This is a genomic window from Paracoccus sp. J39 (assembly GCF_000518925.1).
Taxonomy (GTDB): Bacteria; Pseudomonadota; Alphaproteobacteria; order Rhodobacterales; family Rhodobacteraceae; genus Paracoccus.
In genome coordinates, this window is the sequence record NZ_KI912521.1 from 41561 (window position 1) to 59426 (window position 17866).

Here is a 17866-nt window from a genome sequence, read left to right on the forward strand (position 1 = left end):
TCCGGCGCTTTTGCCGGGCCTCCGGGGCAATACGAGGATGAACTGATGGCCAATCCGACCGGCGGCGACAGCAAGAACACGCTCTACTGCAGCTTCTGCGGCAAGAGCCAGCATGAGGTGCGCAAGCTGATTGCCGGTCCGACCGTGTTCATCTGCGATGAATGCGTCGAGCTTTGCATGGACATCATCCGCGAAGAGACCAAGACTTCGGCGTTGAAGTCCGGCGACGGCGTGCCCAGCCCGCGCGAGATCTGCAACGTGCTGGACGATTACGTCATCGGCCAGGAACATGCCAAGCGCGTGCTCTCGGTCGCGGTGCACAACCACTACAAGCGGCTGAACCACAGCTCCAAGAGCGATATCGAGCTGGCGAAGTCGAACATCCTGCTGATCGGCCCGACCGGCTGCGGCAAGACGCTGCTGGCCCAGACGCTGGCGCGCATCCTGGACGTGCCCTTCACCATGGCCGACGCCACCACGCTGACCGAGGCAGGCTATGTCGGCGAGGATGTGGAAAACATCATCCTGAAGCTGCTGCAGGCCAGCGAATACAACGTCGAGCGGGCGCAGCGCGGCATCGTCTATATCGACGAGGTCGACAAGATCACCCGCAAGTCCGACAATCCCTCGATCACCCGCGACGTTTCGGGCGAGGGCGTGCAGCAGGCGCTGCTGAAGATCATGGAGGGCACGGTCGCCTCGGTGCCGCCCCAGGGCGGGCGCAAGCATCCGCAGCAGGAATTCCTGCAGGTGGACACGACCAACATCCTGTTCATCTGCGGCGGCGCCTTCGCCGGGCTGGACCGCATCATCGCGCAGCGCAACAAGGGCACGGCGATGGGCTTCGGTGCCGCGGTCAAGGAAGACGACGACAAGGGCGTGGGCGAGCTCTTCAAGCAGCTCGAACCCGAGGATCTGCTGAAATTCGGCCTGATCCCGGAATTCGTCGGCCGCCTGCCGGTCATCGCCACCCTGGGCGACCTGGACGAATCGGCGCTGATCACCATCCTGACCCAGCCCAAGAACGCGCTGGTCAAGCAGTATCAGCGGCTCTTCGATCTGGAGGGCGTGAAGCTGACCTTTACCGAGGACGCGTTGACCGCCATCGCCCGCCGCGCCATCAAGCGCAAGACCGGCGCCCGCGGGCTGCGCTCGATCATGGAGGACATCCTGCTCGACACCATGTTCGACCTGCCCGGCATGGACAGCGTCGAGGAGGTGGTGGTCAACGAGGAGGCGGTGGACAATCCCACGGCCAAGCCGCTGCTGATCCACACGGATGCGAAAAAGGAAACCGCGACCGCGGGCTGACGCGCAAGGCGCAGCAACGGGCCAGACGGGCTGGCCGGCAGGGCGCGGCCGAGGTGCGGCAACGGTCTTTGCCAGGGCGCCGGGAGGGCCCGCGCCATCATCGGCCGTGCCGCCCGCATTGCCGGCTGTTCGCGCAAGCGTGTCGATCGCGTGGATGGTCAGCACGGCAGGCGCCGCATGTCGCGGCCGCAGGCTGTGGGCGGGGTGCTGAGCTTGCCGAGAAACCGCAGCCGCCGCGCCGCCGATGAAGGATGCGACCGGTCTTGGGTCAGGATCGCTTTGCCGCTCGCGGCGCCGCGCGGTCGGCTGCCGCTTCGGGGTTTACTGTGGCGGCGCGGCCGCGTTTCGGGATTGGGACAGGCGAAACGCCTCGGCGCCGTAACGGGCAGGGCGGGCACCGCTTGTCGGGGCTCGCGGCCGGCGAGGCCCTGCGGCGATCCGTCCGCCGGCGGCTGGCGGTCCAAGCCTCTCTGGACCTTGGCCGCAACTTGCGCCATATCTCGGCCGACACCCTATGAAGAGGTTCGCACCCATGTCGTTTCTGCTTCGCTTTCTGACCTGGTGGAACAGCCAGACCCTGAACACCCAGGTCTGGACCAAGCTTTACGGCGCAAAGGTCGGAGAGGACGATCAGGGCAACATCTATTACCAGTCCCGCGACGGCAAGCGGCGCTGGGTAATCTATAACGGCGAAGCCGAGGCGAGCCGGGTGTCGCCGGAATGGCACGGCTGGCTGCACCACACCTTCCAGGAGCCACCGACCAGCGAGCCGCTGGCCCACAAGCCCTGGGAAAAGCCGCATGAGCCGAACCAGACCGGCACGCCGGCGGCCTATCATCCGGCCGGCTCGCTCTATCGTGCCCAGCCGGTCGAGCGCCGCGACTACGACGCCTGGCAGCCCGAGTAAGCCCATGAACAGCGCCGCGGAACGAGCCGAGCTTTGGGTTGGCGCGGCCGTTCTGGCCGTGGCGGCCGGCTTTCTGGTCTGGTCCACCTCGGGCGGCAGCCGGCTCGCCGCGCAGCTGGGCGGCGGCTATGAGCTGCGCGCGGCCTTTCCCAATGTGGACGGCATCGAGGTCGGCACCGATGTGCGGGTGGCGGGCGTCCGGGTCGGGCGGGTCGTCGCCGTCGACCTGAACCCGCAGACCTATCTGGCCGAGGCGCGGCTGCGCCTGCCCGAATCCATCCGGCTGCCCGCCGACAGCGCCGCGCTGATCCAGTCGGACGGGCTGTTGGGCGGCGCCTATATCGAGCTGCAGCCCGGCGGGGCGCCCGAGGACCTCGAGCCCGGCGCCGAGATCGAGGATGTGCAGGGCGCGGTCAGCCTGATCTCGCTGATGATGAAATTCGTGGATTCGCAAAGTTCGGAGGACGGCCAATGACGCATATCCTGACCCGCGCCTGCCTGTGCCTGCTGCTGGCCGCCGGCCCCGCCCTGGCCCAGTCTCCGGAGGAGGAGGACCTGGCCGAGGATCAGCAGCTGATGGTCGATCCGGCCTTCAGCGACGACCCCGAGGCGGTGGTCCCGGCCGAACCCTCGGCAGCCGAGCGCCAGCGGGCGGCCGAGCAGGCCCGCGGCCCGGAAACCGCGCGCGGCAGCGGCGCGCAACTGCGCGGGCTCGACAAGATCACCGGCAGGACCGAGGATTTCACCCTGACCGTGGGGGAATCGGTCGCCTTCGGCCGGCTCGAGGTCAGCCTGGCCGAATGCCGCTATCCGGCCGCCGACCCGACCTCGGACGCCTATGCCGAGCTGACGATCACCGACAGCCGGGCCAATGCGCGGCTGTTCGCCGGCTGGATGATCGCCTCGTCCCCGGCGCTCTCGGCGCTGGACGATTCGCGTTACGATGTCTGGGTGATTTCCTGCACCAGGGCCTGAAGCCCGGGCAGCGCATGCGCGGTGAAATCCGCCCGGACCTGCAGCGCCGCCGCCAGCCGCCGGCGATAATCCATCCGCATGATGGTCTGCCCGCCCATCGAGGCCAGGTGCGGGCTGGGATATTGCGTGTCCCACAGCGTGAAGCCGCAGCGCGCCAGATGCGAGGACATCCAGATCAGCGCCGCCTTCGATGCATTGGTCCGGCGCGAGAACATGCTTTCGGCAAAGAAGGCCCCGCCCAGCGTCAGCCCGAACATGCCGCCGATCAGCGCGTCGCCGGCGCGGATCTCCAGCGAATGCGCGTGTCCCATGCGGAACAGGTCTTGGTAGAGCGCGAAGAGCGGCGCGTTGATCCAGGTCTCGGCCCGGTCGGCGCAGCCCTCGACGACGCCCGCGAAGTCCTGGTCGATGGTCGCCCGCCAGTCGCAGCGCCGCAGAAAGCGCCGCATCGAGCGCGAGACATGCACCCCGCCCACCGGCAGGATGCCGCGCAGCGCCGGCTCGAACCAGTAGAGTTGCGAATCCGTGGCGGATTGCGCCATCGGGAACACGCCCTGGGCATAGGCGGCCAGCATCCGTTCGGCGGTCAGGCCCCCGCTCATGCGCAGGGCCTCTGTCGCGCCGGCAGCCGCATCGGTCAGGCGGCGGCCATCTCGGCCAGCCAGCGTTCCAGCCAGTGGATCGAATAATCGCCGCGCTGGATGTCGGGATTCTCGATCAGCGCCCGGAACAGCGGCACGGTGGTGTCGATCCCGTCCACGATCAGCTCGCCGAGCGCCCGGTTCAGCCGCGCCAGCGCCTCCTCCCGGTCGCGGCCGTGCACGATCAGCTTGCCGATCAGGCTGTCGTAGAAGGGCGGGATGCGATAGCCGTCATAGATCGCCGAATCCATCCGCACGCCCAGCCCCCCGGGCGCGTGATATTGCGAGATGGTGCCGGGCGAGGGGGTGAAGTTCGGCAGTTTCTCGGCATTGATCCGCACCTCGATGGCATGGCCGGAGATCTTCAGATCCTCCTGGCGGAACTCCATCTCTTCGCCGGCGGCGACCAGGATCTGCTGGCGCACCAGATCGACGCCGAAGATCGCCTCGGTCACCGGATGCTCGACCTGCAGGCGGGTGTTCATCTCGATGAAATAGAATTCGCCGTCCTCGAACAGGAACTCGATGGTGCCGGCGCCGCGATAGCCGATCTTGGCCATGGCATTGGCGCAGATGCCGCCGATCCGGGCGCGCTGCTCGGCGGTGATGACCGGGCCGGGGGCTTCCTCCAGCACCTTCTGGTGGCGGCGCTGCAGCGAACAGTCGCGCTCGCCCAGATGCACCGCGCGGCCGCGACCGTCGCCGAAGACCTGGATCTCGATATGGCGCGGGCGCTGCAGGTATTTCTCGATATAGACCTCGTCATTGCCGAAGGCCGCCTTGGCCTCGGCGCGGGCGGTGCGGAAGGCGTTTTCCAGCGCGGCCTCGTCATGGGCGACCTTCATGCCGCGCCCGCCGCCGCCGGCGGTGGCCTTGATGATGACCGGATAGCCGATCCGGGCGGCGATCTGCCGGGCCGCGGCCACGTCCGCCACCCCGCCGTCCGAGCCGGGCACCACCGGAATGCCCAGCGATTTCGCGGTTTCCTTGGCGGTGATCTTGTCGCCCATGATGCGGATATGTTCCGCCGAAGGGCCGATGAAGGTGATGCCGTGATCCTCGACCATCTGCACGAAGCCGGCATTCTCGGAGAGGAAGCCATAGCCGGGATGGATGGCCTGGGCACCGGTGATCTCGCAGGCCGAGATGATGGCCGGCTGCGACAGGTAGCTGTCGGTGGAGGGCGGCGGACCGATGCAGACCGATTCGTCGGCCATGCGCACATGCATGGCATCGGCATCGGCGGTGGAATGCACCGCGACCGAGGCGATGCCCATCTCGCGGCAGGCGCGGATCACGCGAAGCGCGATCTCGCCGCGGTTGGCGATCAGGATCTTGTCGAACATCCCGGCCTCACTCGACGACCATCAGGGGGGCGCCGAATTCGACCGGGCTGCCGTCGTCGACCAGGATGCGCTTGACCGTGCCCGAGCGGGGCGAGGGGATGTGATTCATGGTCTTCATCGCCTCGACGATCATCAGCGTCTCGCCCTCCTTGACCTGCTGGCCGATGCTGACGAAGGGCGTCGCGCCGGGCTCGGGCGCCAGATAGGCGGTGCCGACCATGGGCGAGGTGACGACGCCGGGCAGGCTGGCCGGGTCCTCGTTGCCGGTCGGGGCCGGGGCGGCGGCGGCTGCGGGGGCGGCCGGAGCGGCGGGCGCCGGGGCGGCGGCGGGCGCGGCCATGGCCTGGATGATCTGCTTGTTCTGCTTGGAGAGGCTGACGGTCAGCCGGTCGTTCTCGTCATATTCGCGCTTGACGGTCAGCTCGGTCAGCTCGTTGCGATTGAGCAGTTCGGCCAGGGCCTGGATGAAGGCGACATCGCCCTCGTGATGGCGCTTCTCGTGACCAGCGTTCTTGGATTCGTCGCTCATGCCGTCCTCTGGATGTCGTTGTCGGGGCCCGCGTTCTGCTTGCGCGGCGGATTTGGGCGTTCTTATAGACCGGTGGACAACCCAAGGGAAAGGGATTCGCCGCCTAGCCCCTGCGTTTCCAGCGCCGGTGCACCCAGAACCATTGCTCCATATGGGCGCGGACCAGCCGCTCCAGATCGTCGTTCAGCGCCTGCATCATGGCCGCGGCTTCGCCATGCGGCACCGGCGCGCCGACCTCGACCCGGAAGCTCAGCCCGTCGGGCTGGCGCACCCCGGCGATGGGCAGGATCAGCGCGTCATAGCGCAGCGCCAGCTCGGCCGGGGTCAGCACGGTCCTGGACGGCAGGCCGAAGAAGCGCAGCTCGGCGCCGTGATCGTCGAACTGGTCGAAGCCCAGGGCCAGCCAGCCGCCGCCCTTCAGAAAACGCAGCATCGCGGCCAGCCCGGCGCGGCCGCGCGGGAACATCGGCTGCGAGATGGCGTTCAGCGCCGGGATGTAATGGCGGTTGAAGGCCTCGTTGTTCATCGGCCGGTAGAGCGCGCCGACCGGCCAGCCGCGCCCGGCCAGCGCCGCGCGCATGGCGTCGTAATTGCCGAAATGCGCGGCGGCCAGGATGACGGGCCGGCCCGCCGCGGCCGCCTGCTCCAGCGCCGGAAGCCCGGGCCCGGTCAGCGGATCCGAGGCGCGGATGCGGTCGGTGAACTCCTCGCCCGAATAGGTCTCGGCCAGCGAGCGGCCGGCATTGTCCGGCACGGCGCGGGTCAGGCGGCGGATCTCGGCCGGGGGCAGGTCGGGGCAGGCCATGGCGAGATTGGCGCGGATGCGCCTGCGCCAGCCGGCAAGCGGGCCCAGGACATGGGCGAAGAACCAGCCCATGACCGGGATGCGCCGTTCGTAGGGCAGGATGCGGGCCAGGCCCATCAGCGCCAGAAAGGCGCCGTTGGCGATGCGGTCGCGCAGGCTGATGGGCTCGGGGGTTTCGGTCTCGCTCATCGCGGTCCTGCCTTCTGGGCTTCGATTCACGCGGGCCGGTGCATGGCGCGGGCCTCGCGCATCCAGACATATATGCCAGCGGCCACGATGATCAACGCGCCGACAAGGGTCCAAAGGTCGGGCAGGGTGCCCCAGACCAGCCAGCCCCAGAGCCCGGCCCAGATCAGCCCGGTATAGCCGAAGGGGGCGATGGCGGCGGCCTCGGCCAGCGAGAAGGCCCGGATCAGCAGCGTCTGCGCCGCGGTGCCGAGCCCGCCGAGCAGCAGGAAGGCCCAGATGTCGCCCGCCGCGATGGGCTGCCAGAAGAACGGCACCGCCAGGGTAGTGAGGATCGAGCCGACCAGCGCCGACCAGAGGACCGAGGTCGCGGTGGAATCGCTGCGCGCGATGCGGGTCAGGATCGCGCCGGCGGCATAGGTGAAGGCCGCGACCAGCGCCAGCAGCGCCGCGGGATGGAAGACCCCGGCGCCGGGGCGGATGATGATCAGCGCGCCGCAAAGCGCGGCAAGGATGCCGAGGATGCGCCGGATGCCGATGGATTCGCCCAGGAAGATCGCGGCGCCCAGCGTGATCAGCACCGGGTTGATGTCCATGATCGCGGTGGCCTCGGCCAGGCCGATGAATTGCAAGGCGCTGAAGAACAGCAGGATCGAGCCGAGCTGCGTCACGCCGCGGAAGAACTGCACCACCGGGCGCCGGGTGGCCAGGGCGCTGCGCAGCCGCGGCGCGAAGATGACCGCGACGATGGCCAGGTTGGTGACGAAGCGCACCCAGACCACCTGCACCGGATGGTAGAGCGTCGAGAGATGCTTGCCGGTCGCATCCATCAGCGTGAACAGGAAGATCGCCAGCAGCAGGAGCAGGATGCCGCGCAGCTGCGTGGACCGCGCGGGATCGCCCGCGGGCGCGAGGATCGGCGGCAAGGCGCCGGGGCTGGGTTGGGGCGGTGTCATGGCGGGTCCCTCTTGTCCCCGGGGTTATGCCCGCGGGCGGCGGCAGGGTCCATGGGGGGCGGCGCGAGGGCCGGGCCGCGCCGTCCCATGAGTATTTGGGAAACGGTGAAAGGCAGCCGCGGCGGCTTTCCCGGAGCGCCGGGGGCATGGGTATTCGGGGGAACGAAGAAGCCGGCGGGATGGGACGGGGCCGGCGGGATGGGAGGGGGCCGCGCCGGGGCGGGCGCGGCCCGTAAGTGCTTAGCCGAGCAGGCGGCGAGCCTCGGCGACGGCGGCCTCGGCGGTGATGCCGAACTCCTTGTAGAGCGTGGGCGCCGGGGCCGAGGCGCCGAAACCGGTCATGCCGATGAAGCCCGAGGTCTCCTCGCGCCCGCGCTCGCCCAGAAGCAGCCAGTCCCAGGGCTGGCGCACCGCGGCCTCGATGGCGATGCGCACGGTGCCGGCGGGCAGCACCTGCTGGCGATATTCAGCCTCCTGGTCGCGGAAGAGCTCCATCGACGGCACCGAGACCACGCGGGTCGGCACGCCCTCGGCCTCGAGCGTCTCGCGCGCGGCCACGGCGATTTCCACCTCGGAGCCCGAGGCCATCAGGATCACCCGGGGCGCGGCGCTGGCCTCGCGCAGCACATAGGCGCCCCTGGCGGTCAGGTTCTCGCCCGCATCCTCGCGCAGCAGCGGCAGGTTCTGGCGCGACAGCGCCATGACCGTCGGGGTCGATTCGCTCGACAGCGCGATTTCCCAGGCCTCGGCGGTCTCGATCAGGTCGCAGGGGCGCAGGGTCAGCGTGTTGGGCGTGGCGCGGCAGATCGCCAGATGCTCGACCGGCTGGTGGGTCGGGCCGTCCTCGCCCAGGCCGATGCTGTCATGGGTCATGACATAGGTCACCGGCAGGCCCATCAGCGCCGAAAGCCGCATGGCGCCGCGCGCATAGTCGGTGAAGCACATGAAGGTGCCGCCATAGGGGCGCAGCCCGCCATGCAGCCAGATGCCGTTCATCGCCGCGGCCATGCCGTGTTCGCGGATGCCGTAATGGACATAGCGGCCCTTGCGGTTTTCCGGGGTGAAGATGCCCAGATCCTTGGTCTTGGTGTTGTTCGAGCCGGTCAGGTCGGCCGAGCCGCCCAGCGTCTCGGGCAGTTCGGGGTTCACCACCTCGAGCACCATCTCGCTGGCCTTGCGGGTCGCGACCTTGGGCTTGCTGGCCAGCGCCTGTTCCTTGAGCGCCGCGATGGTGGGCGCCAGCCGGTCGCTGACGCCGCCCGAGATGCGGCGGGCGAATTCGTCGCGGTTCTCGGCCGCATCGACGCGGGCCGCCCAGGCCTCGCGCTCGGCCCGGCCGCGGGCGCCGATGGCGCGCCAGTCGGCCAGGATGTCCTCGGGCACGGTGAAGGCGGGCGAATCCCAGCCCAGCACCTCGCGCGCGGCGGAGATCTCGGACGCGCCGAGGGCCGAGCCGTGCACGCCCGAGCTGTCCTGCTTGTTCGGCGCGCCGTAGCCGATGATGGTCTTGCAGGCGACGAGGACCGGGCGGTCGTCCTTGCCGCTGGCGGCATCGGCCAGCGCGCGCTCGATATCGGCGGGGTCGTGGCCGTCGCAGGAAAGCGTGCGCCAGCCCGAGGCTTCGAAGCGTTTCAGTTGGTCCGTCGAATCCGACAGCGACACCCGGCCGTCGATGGTGATGTCGTTATTGTCCCAGAGCACGATCAGGTTCTTCAGCTTCTGGTGGCCGGCCAGGCCGACGGCTTCCTGGCTGATGCCCTCCATCAGGCAGCCGTCGCCGGCGATGACCCATGTCTTGTGGCTGCACAGCGCCTCGCCGAACTGGGCGCGCATCGCCTCTTCGGCGATGGCGAAGCCGACGGCGGTGGCGATGCCCTGGCCCAGCGGGCCGGTCGTCGTCTCGACGCCCTCGGCATGGCCGAATTCCGGATGGCCGGCGGTGATCGAGCCCCATTGCCGGAAATTGCGGATCTGGTCGATCGACATCTGCTCGTATCCGGTCAGATGGAGCAGCGAATAGATCAGCATCGAACCGTGGCCGGCCGACAGCACGAAGCGGTCGCGGTCGAACCAGTTCGGCGCGGCGGCGTCGAACTTCAGGTGGTTGCGGAACAGGACCGTGGCGACGTCGGCCATGCCCATCGGCATGCCGGGATGGCCCGAATTCGCGGCCTCGACGGCGTCCATCGAGAGGGCGCGGATGGCGTTTGCGAGGCGCCAGTGAGCGGGATCGGCCTTGCGGCGGGCGGCGATGTCCATATCGGGATTCCGTGCTGTTGTGTGGCGGCACGCCCTGATAGGCAGGAGGGCGGGCGGTTGCAAGCCGCAAGGGCGGCGAAGGGGCGGTTTCGCATGACGAAGGACCATGCCATCATCGGTTTCCGGCAGGATCGGATCGGCGCGCGGCTGATCTGCCTGCTCAATGTCATGCGCCTGTCGCGCAAGTTCGGCGTCCCCGGCCGCTATCTCTGGCTCTCGCAGCCCGAGGGTCCCTATCCCGAACTGGCCGATCCCCGCGATTTCCTGGCCCCCGATTTCGTGGCCGCGCATATCGACATCGTCGCGCGCCCGCCCGGCCGGACGGGCCTGCGCAACCTTCCCGCCGTGGCGCCGGGCATGAACAGCGCCGGCTTCGCCCGCAGCCTGGCCGAGGGACGGCGCTATGAATGCGACGCCATGTCCGAGATCATCCGCTTCATGGACGAAACCGAGGCGGAAGCCGCAGAGGGCCTGCGCGCGGCCGCGGCGGAGCTTGCCCTGTCGCCGCGGCTGACGCGTGCCTTGGCGCGGGCCCGGCGCATCCTGGCGCAGGCCGGCGGCGGCCAGCCCGCCGCCATCCATGTGCGGCGCGGCGACATCCTGGACGGCGATCCCTGGTCCTATTCCTCCTGGGCGTCGAAATATGTGCCCGACGAGTTCTTCCGCGCCTTCGTCGCCCGCGCCGAAGGGCCGGTCATCGCGTTTTCCGACACGCCTGCGGCGGTCGAGCATCTGCGCCAGGGCGATCCGCGCCTGGTGCCCGTGCACGAGCTGCTGAAGGCCGGCGCCCTGTCCGCGGCCGAGCGCGACCTGCTTGAGCTCTTGCTGATGGCCGGCTGCGCCGAGGTCGGGGCGCCCAGCCACAGCGCATTCTCGCGTGCGGCGGCGATGATCGGGCATTGCCGCATCGTGGCCCTGCCGGCCGCGCTGCAGGCCGGGCCGCGGCTTGCGGCCTATGATGCGCTTCTGGACCGGGTGATCGCGCGGCCCGACACTTTCTTCGCGCCCGGCGATCTGGCGCAGAGCGTCAGCTATGCCGCGCGCCATGCCGCAAGCTGCGGGCGCGGCGGCGAACTGGTCGACGCGCTGGCCGGGCGCCGCGCCCTGCTGGAGCGGTTCCCGTTTCTTTACAGGGAGCTGGCCCTGGCCGCCTGGTCGGCGCGGCGCAGGCAGAAGGCGCGGCGGTTGGCGCAGCAGGGCCTTGACGCGCCCTTGATGCGCAACCGCGACAAGCCGCAATGCCGGCAGGTGCTGCTGGTGACCGGCGAGCAGGGGCCGGAGCTCGAGGCCGACTTTCTTGGCATGCTTTTCACCGGCCGCGCGGCCGAGGGCCCGATCATGCCGGCGCTGGCGCATCGGCTGATCCGCGGCGGCGGCCCCGCCGCCCGGGCGCTGTGCTATGCGCCCGACCTGCTGCCCATCCATGCCCAGCCGGATCCGGAGGACGGCAAGGGAAGGCTGCTGCCGCTCTGGACGCTGCGCATCGACTGGTCGGAATTCGTCCGCGACCCCGGCCCGCAGCGCGAATTGCTGCTTTGGCCCGACCTGTGGCGCAAGATCGCGCCGGGGGCGGAAAAGCTGCAGCAGATCGAGGCGGCGCTGGCCCGGGGCGAAAACCCTGGGCTTGACGAAAGGGATGCGGCCTGGCTGGGCTTTTGCGCCTCGGTCCTGCGGCTGCATGGCCGGCTGAACCGGGCCTTCGCGCTGCTGCACTGGCTGGATGCGGCGCGGCCCGCGCAGATGCTGACCCACAAGCGGCTGGCCGATGCCTGCTTCGCCGCCGGCAATCGCAAGGCCGGCGACCGCTGGCTGGGCTCGGCGCTGGCGCTGGCGCCCGACCAGCCGCTGCTGCGCCTGTCCGCCGCCCTGCGCGCCGCCAAGGCGCAGGACGGCGCGCGCGCCGAGGCGCATCTGCAGGCGGCCCGGGCGGCCTGGCCCGGGCTGGGCCTGACCGAGACCCTGGGCCGCGCGCTGCGCAGGCAGATGCCTGCCGGCGCGCCCGCCTGCGCCGCAGAACCCGGCGCGACGCCGGGCTGACCGCGTCTGCGTCACAAAGGATTTGCCAAAACCCCGCTGGCCAAGCAATCTGGCAGAAAAAGCAATGCCTTTCGGCAACAGGGGGAAATGATGGCACGAGTTGCGACATCCGCGGTCGACCCGGTCGACGAGATCCTGCCGCCGGTCCGCATGGCGACATTGGGCCTGCAGCACGTCTTGGTGATGTATGCCGGCGCGGTGGCCGTGCCGCTGATCGTCGGCCGGGCGCTGAAGCTCTCGCCCGAGGACGTGGCCTTCCTGATCTCGGCCGACCTGTTCTGCTGCGGCATCGCCACCATCATCCAGTCGCTGGGCATGACGCGCTGGTTCGGCATCCAGCTGCCGGTGATGATGGGGGTGACCTTCGCCTCGGTCGGGCCGATGGTGGCGATGGCGAATGCCTATCCGGGACCGGAGGGCGCGCGGATGATCTTCGGCGCCATCATCGGCGCGGGGATCGTCGCCATGATCCTGGCGCCCTTCGTCGGCCGGATGCTGAAATTCTTTCCGCCGCTGGTCACCGGCACGATCATCCTGGTGATCGGCGTGACGCTGATGCGGGTGGGGATCAACTGGATCTTTGGCAACCCGGTCGGGCCGACCGCACCCAAGGTCGTGGACCCGGTCGCCATGGGCTGGCTGAACCAGCTGAAGGAGCTGGCCGGGACCGGCGCCGTCCCGGCCCTGCCGGACGGCTTTGCCCCGGCGCCCAGCGTGCAGAACCCGCTTTACGCCCAGCCCGTCAACATCGTCATCTCCGGGGTGGTGCTGGTGGCGATCCTGCTGATCGCGCGCTTCGGCCGCGGTTTCGTCGCCAATATCGCGGTGCTGCTGGGCATGCTGATCGGCGCGGCGCTGACCATCGCCCTGGGCCAGATGACCTTCGAGAAGGTCGCCGAGGCGCATTGGTTCGGCATCGTCACCCCCTTCCATTTCGGCACGCCGATCTTCGATCCGGTGCTGATCGTGACCATGGTTCTGGTGATGATCGTGGTGATGATCGAATCGACGGGCATGTTCCTGGCGCTCGGCGACATGACCGGCCGCGAGATCACCCCGCAGCGGCTGAGCGCCGGGCTGCGCACCGACGGCCTCGGCACGCTGATCGGCGGCATCTTCAACACCTTCCCCTATACCTCCTTCAGCCAGAACGTCGGCCTTGTCGGCGTCACCGGCATCAAGAGCCGCTATATCTGCGTCGCCGGCGGGCTGATCCTGATCCTGTTCGGGCTGGTGCCCAAGATGGGCGCGGCGGTGGAATCGCTGCCGACCCCGGTGCTGGGCGGGGCGGGGCTCGTCATGTTCGGCATGGTGGCGGCGACGGGGATCCGCATCCTCTCGACGGTGGATTTCGCCGGCAACCGCAACAACCTGTTCGTGGTGGCGGTGGCGCTTGGCTTCGGGATGATCCCGCTGATCGCGCCCGATTTCAAGCAATGGATGCCGCATGCCATCCACCCGCTGGTCGAATCGGGCATCCTGCTGGCCACCATCGCGGCGGTGGCGCTGAATGCCTTCTTCAACGGCACCGGCGGCGATGTCGAGGACGCCAAGCGCGCCGCCAGCATGGCCGATCACTGATCGGCGGCGGGCTCGCCGGTCGGGGCCGTCTCGGCCAGCGGCCGGATGCGCAGCCGGGTGACGCGGTTCTCGCGCCGCGCAACGACTTCGAAACGGTAGCCCTGGAACGAGAACACCTGGCCCGGCGTCGGGATCGACTGGGCCATGTGGATCACCAGGCCGGCGACGGTATTGGCCTCGTCGTCGGGCAGCGACCAGTCCAGCGCCCGGTTCAGGTCGCGGATGGTCATGGCGCCGTCGACCAGATAGTCGCCCTGGGCGTTCGGCACCAGCGACTGCGCGGCCTCCATGTCATGCTCGTCGGTGATCTCGCCCACGATCTCCTCGAGGATGTCTTCCAGCGTGATCAGCCCGCGCAGGCTGCCGTATTCGTCCACCACCAGCGCGAAATGCGTGCGCCGTTTCAGGAATTCGCGCATCTGCTCGTCCAGCGAGGTGGTGTCGGGCACGAAATAGGGCGGCATGGCGGTGCTGAGCACGTCGAAGTTGCGCAGCGCCTCGGGGCCGCTGTCCTGCAGCGCCTTGCGCACCCCGCGCAACAGGTCCTTGGCATGGATCACGCCGACGACGTTCTCGCGCTCGCCGCGATAGACGGGCAGGCGGGTATGCGGGCTTTTCAGCACCCGGTCCAGCACCTCATCGGCGGAAAGGTCGGCGTCGATCATCTCGATCCGCGACCGGTGCAGCATGATCTCCTCGACCGAGCGGTCGCCAAGGTCCAGCGCGCCCATCAGCCGGTCGCGTTCCTCCTTCTGCACGGCGCCGCTGGACTGGGCGATGGCCAGCGCACCGGCGATCTCTTCCTGGACGGAAAAGACGGGGCCGGAATCGTCGGCGCGCACCCCGAACAGCGCCAGGATGCCGCGCACCACCAGCCGCACCACCATGACCACGGGGGCGAGGATGCGGGTGCTGATGCCGATCGGGCGGGCGACCCGGCTGGCCAGGTCCTCGGGCGCCAGGATGGCATAGGTCTTGGGCAGCACCTCGGAAAAGACCAGCACCAGCGCGGTCATCACCAGCGTCGCCGCCGCCACGCCGCCCGAGCCCAGCAGCCGGGTGAACAGCGCCGTCGCCAGGCTGGCGGCCAGGATGTTGACGACATTGTTGCCCAGCAGGATCGAGCCGATCAGGCTTTCGCTGTCCTCGGTCACGTCCAGCGCCTTTTGCGCGCCCGCATCGCCCTTGTCGGCGCGCGCCCGCAGCTTGCTGCGGCTCGAGGCGGTCAAAGCGGTCTCGGAGCCCGAGAAGAAGGCCGAGAGGGCCAGCAGCACCAGGATCGCCGCGCCGGTCAGCCAGAAGGCCAGGTCGTAATACGCCGACCCGGCGGCAGGCGCAGGGACGGCGGCGGCCGCTGCCGTGGCCAGGGCGATCATGGCGCTTTCCCGTTGCGGCCGCGCCGCGCCAGCGGATGGTGGTTCAGCACCAGATCGCGCATCCGCCCGTCCATGACATGGGTATAGATCTCGGTCGTGCCCAGATCGGCATGGCCCAGCAGCGTCTGGATGGCGCGCAGGTCGGCGCCGCCTTCCAGAAGATGCGTGGCGAAGGCGTGGCGGATCACATGCGGCGAGACGCGGGCCGGGTCGATCCCGGCCGCCAGCGCCAGCTGGCCCAGCAGGTTGTTCATCGCCTGCCGGGTCATGTGCCCTTCGCGGCTGGCGGCGGGGAACAGCCAGCGCGCGCCCTTGCCGGCGACCAGCCGGCCCAGCGGGCTTTCGGCGGGGGCCTCGTCGCGGCGCTTCAGCCAGGCGGCGAGCGCCCGGCGGGCCGGATCGCTCAGCGGCACCATGCGCTCCTTGCCGCCCTTGCCCCGGATGAGCAGCAGCGCCGGATCGCCCCGGCAGGCGCCGACCGGCAGCGACACCAGCTCGCTCACCCGCATGCCGGTGGCATAGATCAGCTCGACCAGCGCCAGGTTGCGCGCGCGCTCGGTCTCGTTGCGGCCGATGCGGGGCATGGCGTCCAGCATGGCCTGCACCTCGGCGCGGTCCAGCACCTTGGGCAGGCGCTGCATCCGGCCCGGCCCGCTGATGCGGCAGGCCGGATCGTCCTCGCGCCAATCTTCTTCGAGCGCGAAGCGGAACAGCTGCCGGATCGCCGACAGCCGCCGCGCCCGCGTCGCCCGCGACAGGCCCTGGGCGTCGCAATGAAGCAGGTAGTCCTCGATCCCGTCGCGGGTGACGGTCAGCAGGCTGCCGCCGCGCGCCGCAAGCCAGCCGGCGAAATCCTTCAGGTCGCGGCCATAGGCCAGCAGCGTGTTGCGCGCCGCCCCCGCCTCGGCCGCCTGCGCGTCGAGAAAGGCCGAGATCCGGCCCTGATCGCCAAGCCGGCCGCCGCTCACGGTGCGCCGCCGCCCGGTCCGGGCGTCATCACCGGGGCCAGGACCAGCTCGACCGCGGCCTGACGCGCGATCTCCTGCTGGCCCAGCACCCGCAGCACGCGCAGGCCCTGCGCCGCGCGCGGCAGGTCGCCGTCAAGCCCGGCATCCACGTCGGCAAGGGCGGCCAGCAGCGCCTCGCCCCGGCGGTTTGCCAGGATCAGCTGCGCCGCGCCCTGCGGCAGGTCCTGTTCCGAAGGGCCCAGAAAGGCGGGGAAAAGCTGCGCCGCGCGCGGCTCGCCCTCGCCCGGGGGCGGCGCGGATTCGGGCTCGCCCTCGGCAAAGCGCAAGAGCCACAGGTCGAAGGGCTCGGCATCGGCGGGCGGGTTCTGCGCCACCTGCGGCTGCGCGGCCTGCAGCGCCAGCCAGAGCGCGATCTGCCCGGGCCTGCCGTCCAGCCCCAGCGCCCCGACCTCGGCCCCGACCATATCGGCCAGCGCCGGGCCGAGGCCGGCCTGGACCATGGCGTCGAAGGCGGCGGGCAGGGTCCGCGCCACCGCATCCGCGTCGCGCAGCAGCAGCGCATCGGCCAGCGCCTGCACGGCCGCGGCGCGGTCCCAGACCCCGCCCGAGGCGGCGGGCTTCTGCTCCAGATAGATCATGCGCAGCTGCGAGGCCGGGATGGCGCCGGCCCGCGCCAGCCGCTCGGCCGCGTCCAGCCGGGCCTTCCAGCCTTCGTTCTGGTCCAGGTCGGCCAGGGCGAAGGCCAGCGGCAGGCTGGACGAGGGCAGGGGCTGGCCGATCGCCTCGTGCAGGCGCAGCTCCAGCGGCGTCACCACCTGCGGCGGCACCAGTTCCTCGCTGCTGTCGGAATAGCCGTCGTCGAGATATTGCGCCAGCAGCGCCGCCATCTGCGGGTCGATCCGGCCCATGGTTTCGGCGCCGTGAAAGACCAGCGCGGCGGCGGTCCAGTCGCCGCCGAGCGCCAGGCAGAAGATCCGTGCCGGGAAGCTGGGGGCGACCCCGGGGGTGCGGTCCATGATCTCGCAGGCATGCGCCTCGTCGCCGGACAGCAGCGCGATGTCGAAAAGGCGCCGGAAGCGTTCCGGATCGCCGGGACCGGCCGCCTTCAGCAGCTCCTTGGCGGCGCCGGTCGCGCCCATGTCCAGAAGCTTGTCCACCCGCGCCAGGAACAGCGCGCCTTCCTGCCCGGCCTCGGTCCGGGGCGGGCGCAGCTGTGCGGCCAGCAGCCGCCGCTCCAGCCGCCGCAGCGCCGGCAGGCGCGGGTTCGAGCTGCGGATCAGCCGCACCAGCACCGCCGCGTCGCTGTCGCCCCAGAGATCCGCCGGCAGTCCCGCCGCCCGGGGCGAGACGGTGCCCTTGCCGTCGGGATTGCCCTCGCCCAGCCGGGTCACCCCGACCGGCTCGACCGCGCCGGTCGGGGCAATGTCGCGCTTGGACCGGCGCTTGAGCTCGGGCGGCCGCGGATCGCCGGGCCGCCATGAGGAGATGCTGCCCGGCTCCTGCACGCTGCCCGACAGCCAGTCGCTGGCCGAAAGCGGCGGTTTGGCCCCGGCCGGCTGGGCCAGCGCCAGCCCCGCCGCCACGGCGCAGATCAGGGCGCGGGCCAGGCCGGAGCTGTCAGTCGAGGTCATCTTGCCCAGCCCCCGCATCGGCCCCGGACGGGCCGGCATCGCCGGTCGCCGCGGCGGTTGCGGCTCCGGCAGGATTGCCGGCGGCGGGCTCGGCGGCCGGGGCCGGGGTCTCGGCGCCCAGGTCCAGCTCGACCGGCATCCGCATCTCGCGCGGGTCCGAGCTCATGTCGCCGAAATAGGCATAGCCGGCCAGGCCCGCCAGAATCAGGATGACCAGAACCACCACCACCTTCAAAAGCCGCATGAAACGCCCCTTCCGCCTCGATCAGGAATGCCGGTCTGCTGCCGGCTCGCGCGAAATATATATGGCATTTCCCGAAAGATCACGCCATCAGTCACTCCGGTTGCAAAAGGCGGG

General features: G+C 70.1%; 16 protein-coding genes. 6 read left to right on the forward strand and 10 right to left on the reverse strand.

Annotation, left to right across the window (positions count from 1 at the left end; translation table 11 throughout):
* Positions 1-45 precede the first annotated feature (45 nt).
* The 4 genes from clpX (at position 46) to L632_RS0121415 (ending at position 3193) form a co-directional block, all read left to right on the forward strand.
* Positions 46-1311, forward strand: coding sequence for an ATP-dependent Clp protease ATP-binding subunit ClpX (gene clpX, locus L632_RS0121400; protein ID WP_028711160.1), 1266 nt, complete (start codon positions 46-48; stop codon positions 1309-1311).
* Positions 1312-1843: 532 nt separating this feature from the next.
* On the forward strand, positions 1844-2218 hold the full coding sequence (locus L632_RS0121405) for an NADH:ubiquinone oxidoreductase subunit NDUFA12 (RefSeq protein WP_028711159.1): 375 nt from the start codon (positions 1844-1846) through the stop codon (positions 2216-2218).
* Between the two features lie 4 nt (positions 2219-2222).
* Entirely contained in the window at positions 2223-2693 is a 471-nt protein-coding gene (mlaD, locus tag L632_RS0121410; protein ID WP_028711158.1) for an outer membrane lipid asymmetry maintenance protein MlaD, read from the forward strand.
* Positions 2690-3193, forward strand: coding sequence for a DUF2155 domain-containing protein (locus L632_RS0121415; RefSeq protein ID WP_028711157.1), 504 nt, complete (start codon positions 2690-2692; stop codon positions 3191-3193). Before mlaD ends, L632_RS0121415 begins: the two co-directional genes overlap by 4 nt.
* On the opposite strand, the gene aat is transcribed toward L632_RS0121415, so the two are convergent.
* From aat to tkt, 6 genes are all read right to left on the reverse strand, one after another.
* The gene (aat, locus tag L632_RS0121420; RefSeq protein ID WP_028711156.1) at positions 3157-3795 is read right to left on the reverse strand and encodes a leucyl/phenylalanyl-tRNA--protein transferase; all 639 of its coding nucleotides are present in this window, start codon (positions 3793-3795) and stop codon (positions 3157-3159) included. The two genes, L632_RS0121415 and aat, sit on opposite strands and share 37 nt — an antisense overlap.
* 35 nt (positions 3796-3830) lie before the next feature.
* Positions 3831-5180, reverse strand: a complete 1350-nt coding sequence (gene accC / locus L632_RS0121425; protein ID WP_028711155.1) for an acetyl-CoA carboxylase biotin carboxylase subunit — start codon at positions 5178-5180, stop codon at positions 3831-3833.
* A 7-nt stretch (positions 5181-5187) separates the two neighbouring features.
* A complete protein-coding gene (accB, locus tag L632_RS0121430) occupies positions 5188-5709 on the reverse strand; it encodes an acetyl-CoA carboxylase biotin carboxyl carrier protein (RefSeq protein ID WP_028711154.1) in 522 nt (173 codons plus the stop codon).
* A 103-nt stretch (positions 5710-5812) separates the two neighbouring features.
* A complete protein-coding gene (locus L632_RS0121435) occupies positions 5813-6703 on the reverse strand; it encodes a lysophospholipid acyltransferase family protein (protein ID WP_051416105.1) in 891 nt (296 codons plus the stop codon).
* A gap of 26 nt (positions 6704-6729) precedes the next feature.
* Positions 6730-7656: a DMT family transporter gene (locus L632_RS0121440; protein WP_028717575.1), complete on the reverse strand. Its 927-nt coding sequence runs from the start codon at positions 7654-7656 to the stop codon at positions 6730-6732.
* 240 nt (positions 7657-7896) lie between these two features.
* Positions 7897-9915, reverse strand: coding sequence for a transketolase (tkt, locus tag L632_RS0121445; RefSeq protein ID WP_028711151.1), 2019 nt, complete (start codon positions 9913-9915; stop codon positions 7897-7899).
* Positions 9916-10008: 93 nt separating this feature from the next.
* Between tkt and L632_RS0121450 the strand changes: the two genes are divergently transcribed.
* Positions 10009-11952, forward strand: a complete 1944-nt coding sequence (locus tag L632_RS0121450) for a hypothetical protein (protein ID WP_028717576.1) — start codon at positions 10009-10011, stop codon at positions 11950-11952.
* A gap of 90 nt (positions 11953-12042) precedes the next feature.
* Positions 12043-13533: a nucleobase:cation symporter-2 family protein gene (locus tag L632_RS0121455; protein WP_028711149.1), complete on the forward strand. Its 1491-nt coding sequence runs from the start codon at positions 12043-12045 to the stop codon at positions 13531-13533.
* Here the strand turns inward: L632_RS0121455 and L632_RS0121460 are convergent.
* The 4 genes from L632_RS0121460 to L632_RS0121475 are packed head-to-tail and all read right to left on the reverse strand — an operon-like array spanning position 13527 to position 17752.
* A complete protein-coding gene (locus tag L632_RS0121460) occupies positions 13527-14909 on the reverse strand; it encodes an HlyC/CorC family transporter (RefSeq protein WP_036699125.1) in 1383 nt (460 codons plus the stop codon). The genes L632_RS0121455 and L632_RS0121460 overlap by 7 nt on opposite strands.
* Entirely contained in the window at positions 14906-15877 is a 972-nt protein-coding gene (locus L632_RS0121465; protein WP_028717577.1) for a site-specific tyrosine recombinase XerD, read from the reverse strand. Before L632_RS0121465 ends, L632_RS0121460 begins: the two co-directional genes overlap by 4 nt.
* Positions 15874-17508, reverse strand: coding sequence for a hypothetical protein (locus L632_RS0121470; RefSeq protein WP_036699140.1), 1635 nt, complete (start codon positions 17506-17508; stop codon positions 15874-15876). The genes L632_RS0121465 and L632_RS0121470 overlap by 4 nt, the downstream gene beginning before the upstream one ends.
* Positions 17495-17752: a hypothetical protein gene (locus L632_RS0121475; RefSeq protein WP_028711145.1), complete on the reverse strand. Its 258-nt coding sequence runs from the start codon at positions 17750-17752 to the stop codon at positions 17495-17497. The genes L632_RS0121470 and L632_RS0121475 overlap by 14 nt, the downstream gene beginning before the upstream one ends.
* Positions 17753-17866: the final 114 nt, after the last annotated feature.

What these genes read in the sequence shown, in the direction of transcription:
- clpX (WP_028711160.1), top strand. Translation starts at nt 46, where the DNA reads ATGGCCAATCCGACCGGCGGCGACAGCAAGAACACGCTCTACTGCAGC.
- L632_RS0121405 (WP_028711159.1), top strand. Translation starts at nt 1,844, where the DNA reads ATGTCGTTTCTGCTTCGCTTTCTGACCTGGTGGAACAGCCAGACCCTG.
- mlaD (WP_028711158.1), top strand. Translation starts at nt 2,223, where the DNA reads ATGAACAGCGCCGCGGAACGAGCCGAGCTTTGGGTTGGCGCGGCCGTT.
- L632_RS0121415 (WP_028711157.1), top strand. Translation starts at nt 2,690, where the DNA reads ATGACGCATATCCTGACCCGCGCCTGCCTGTGCCTGCTGCTGGCCGCC.
- aat (WP_028711156.1), bottom strand. Translation starts at nt 3,795, where the DNA reads ATGAGCGGGGGCCTGACCGCCGAACGGATGCTGGCCGCCTATGCCCAG.
- accC (WP_028711155.1), bottom strand. Translation starts at nt 5,180, where the DNA reads ATGTTCGACAAGATCCTGATCGCCAACCGCGGCGAGATCGCGCTTCGC.
- accB (WP_028711154.1), bottom strand. Translation starts at nt 5,709, where the DNA reads ATGAGCGACGAATCCAAGAACGCTGGTCACGAGAAGCGCCATCACGAG.
- L632_RS0121435 (WP_051416105.1), bottom strand. Translation starts at nt 6,703, where the DNA reads ATGAGCGAGACCGAAACCCCCGAGCCCATCAGCCTGCGCGACCGCATC.
- L632_RS0121440 (WP_028717575.1), bottom strand. Translation starts at nt 7,656, where the DNA reads ATGACACCGCCCCAACCCAGCCCCGGCGCCTTGCCGCCGATCCTCGCG.
- tkt (WP_028711151.1), bottom strand. Translation starts at nt 9,915, where the DNA reads ATGGACATCGCCGCCCGCCGCAAGGCCGATCCCGCTCACTGGCGCCTC.
- L632_RS0121450 (WP_028717576.1), top strand. Translation starts at nt 10,009, where the DNA reads ATGACGAAGGACCATGCCATCATCGGTTTCCGGCAGGATCGGATCGGC.
- L632_RS0121455 (WP_028711149.1), top strand. Translation starts at nt 12,043, where the DNA reads ATGGCACGAGTTGCGACATCCGCGGTCGACCCGGTCGACGAGATCCTG.
- L632_RS0121460 (WP_036699125.1), bottom strand. Translation starts at nt 14,909, where the DNA reads ATGATCGCCCTGGCCACGGCAGCGGCCGCCGCCGTCCCTGCGCCTGCC.
- L632_RS0121470 (WP_036699140.1), bottom strand. Translation starts at nt 17,508, where the DNA reads ATGACCTCGACTGACAGCTCCGGCCTGGCCCGCGCCCTGATCTGCGCC.
- L632_RS0121475 (WP_028711145.1), bottom strand. Translation starts at nt 17,752, where the DNA reads ATGCGGCTTTTGAAGGTGGTGGTGGTTCTGGTCATCCTGATTCTGGCG.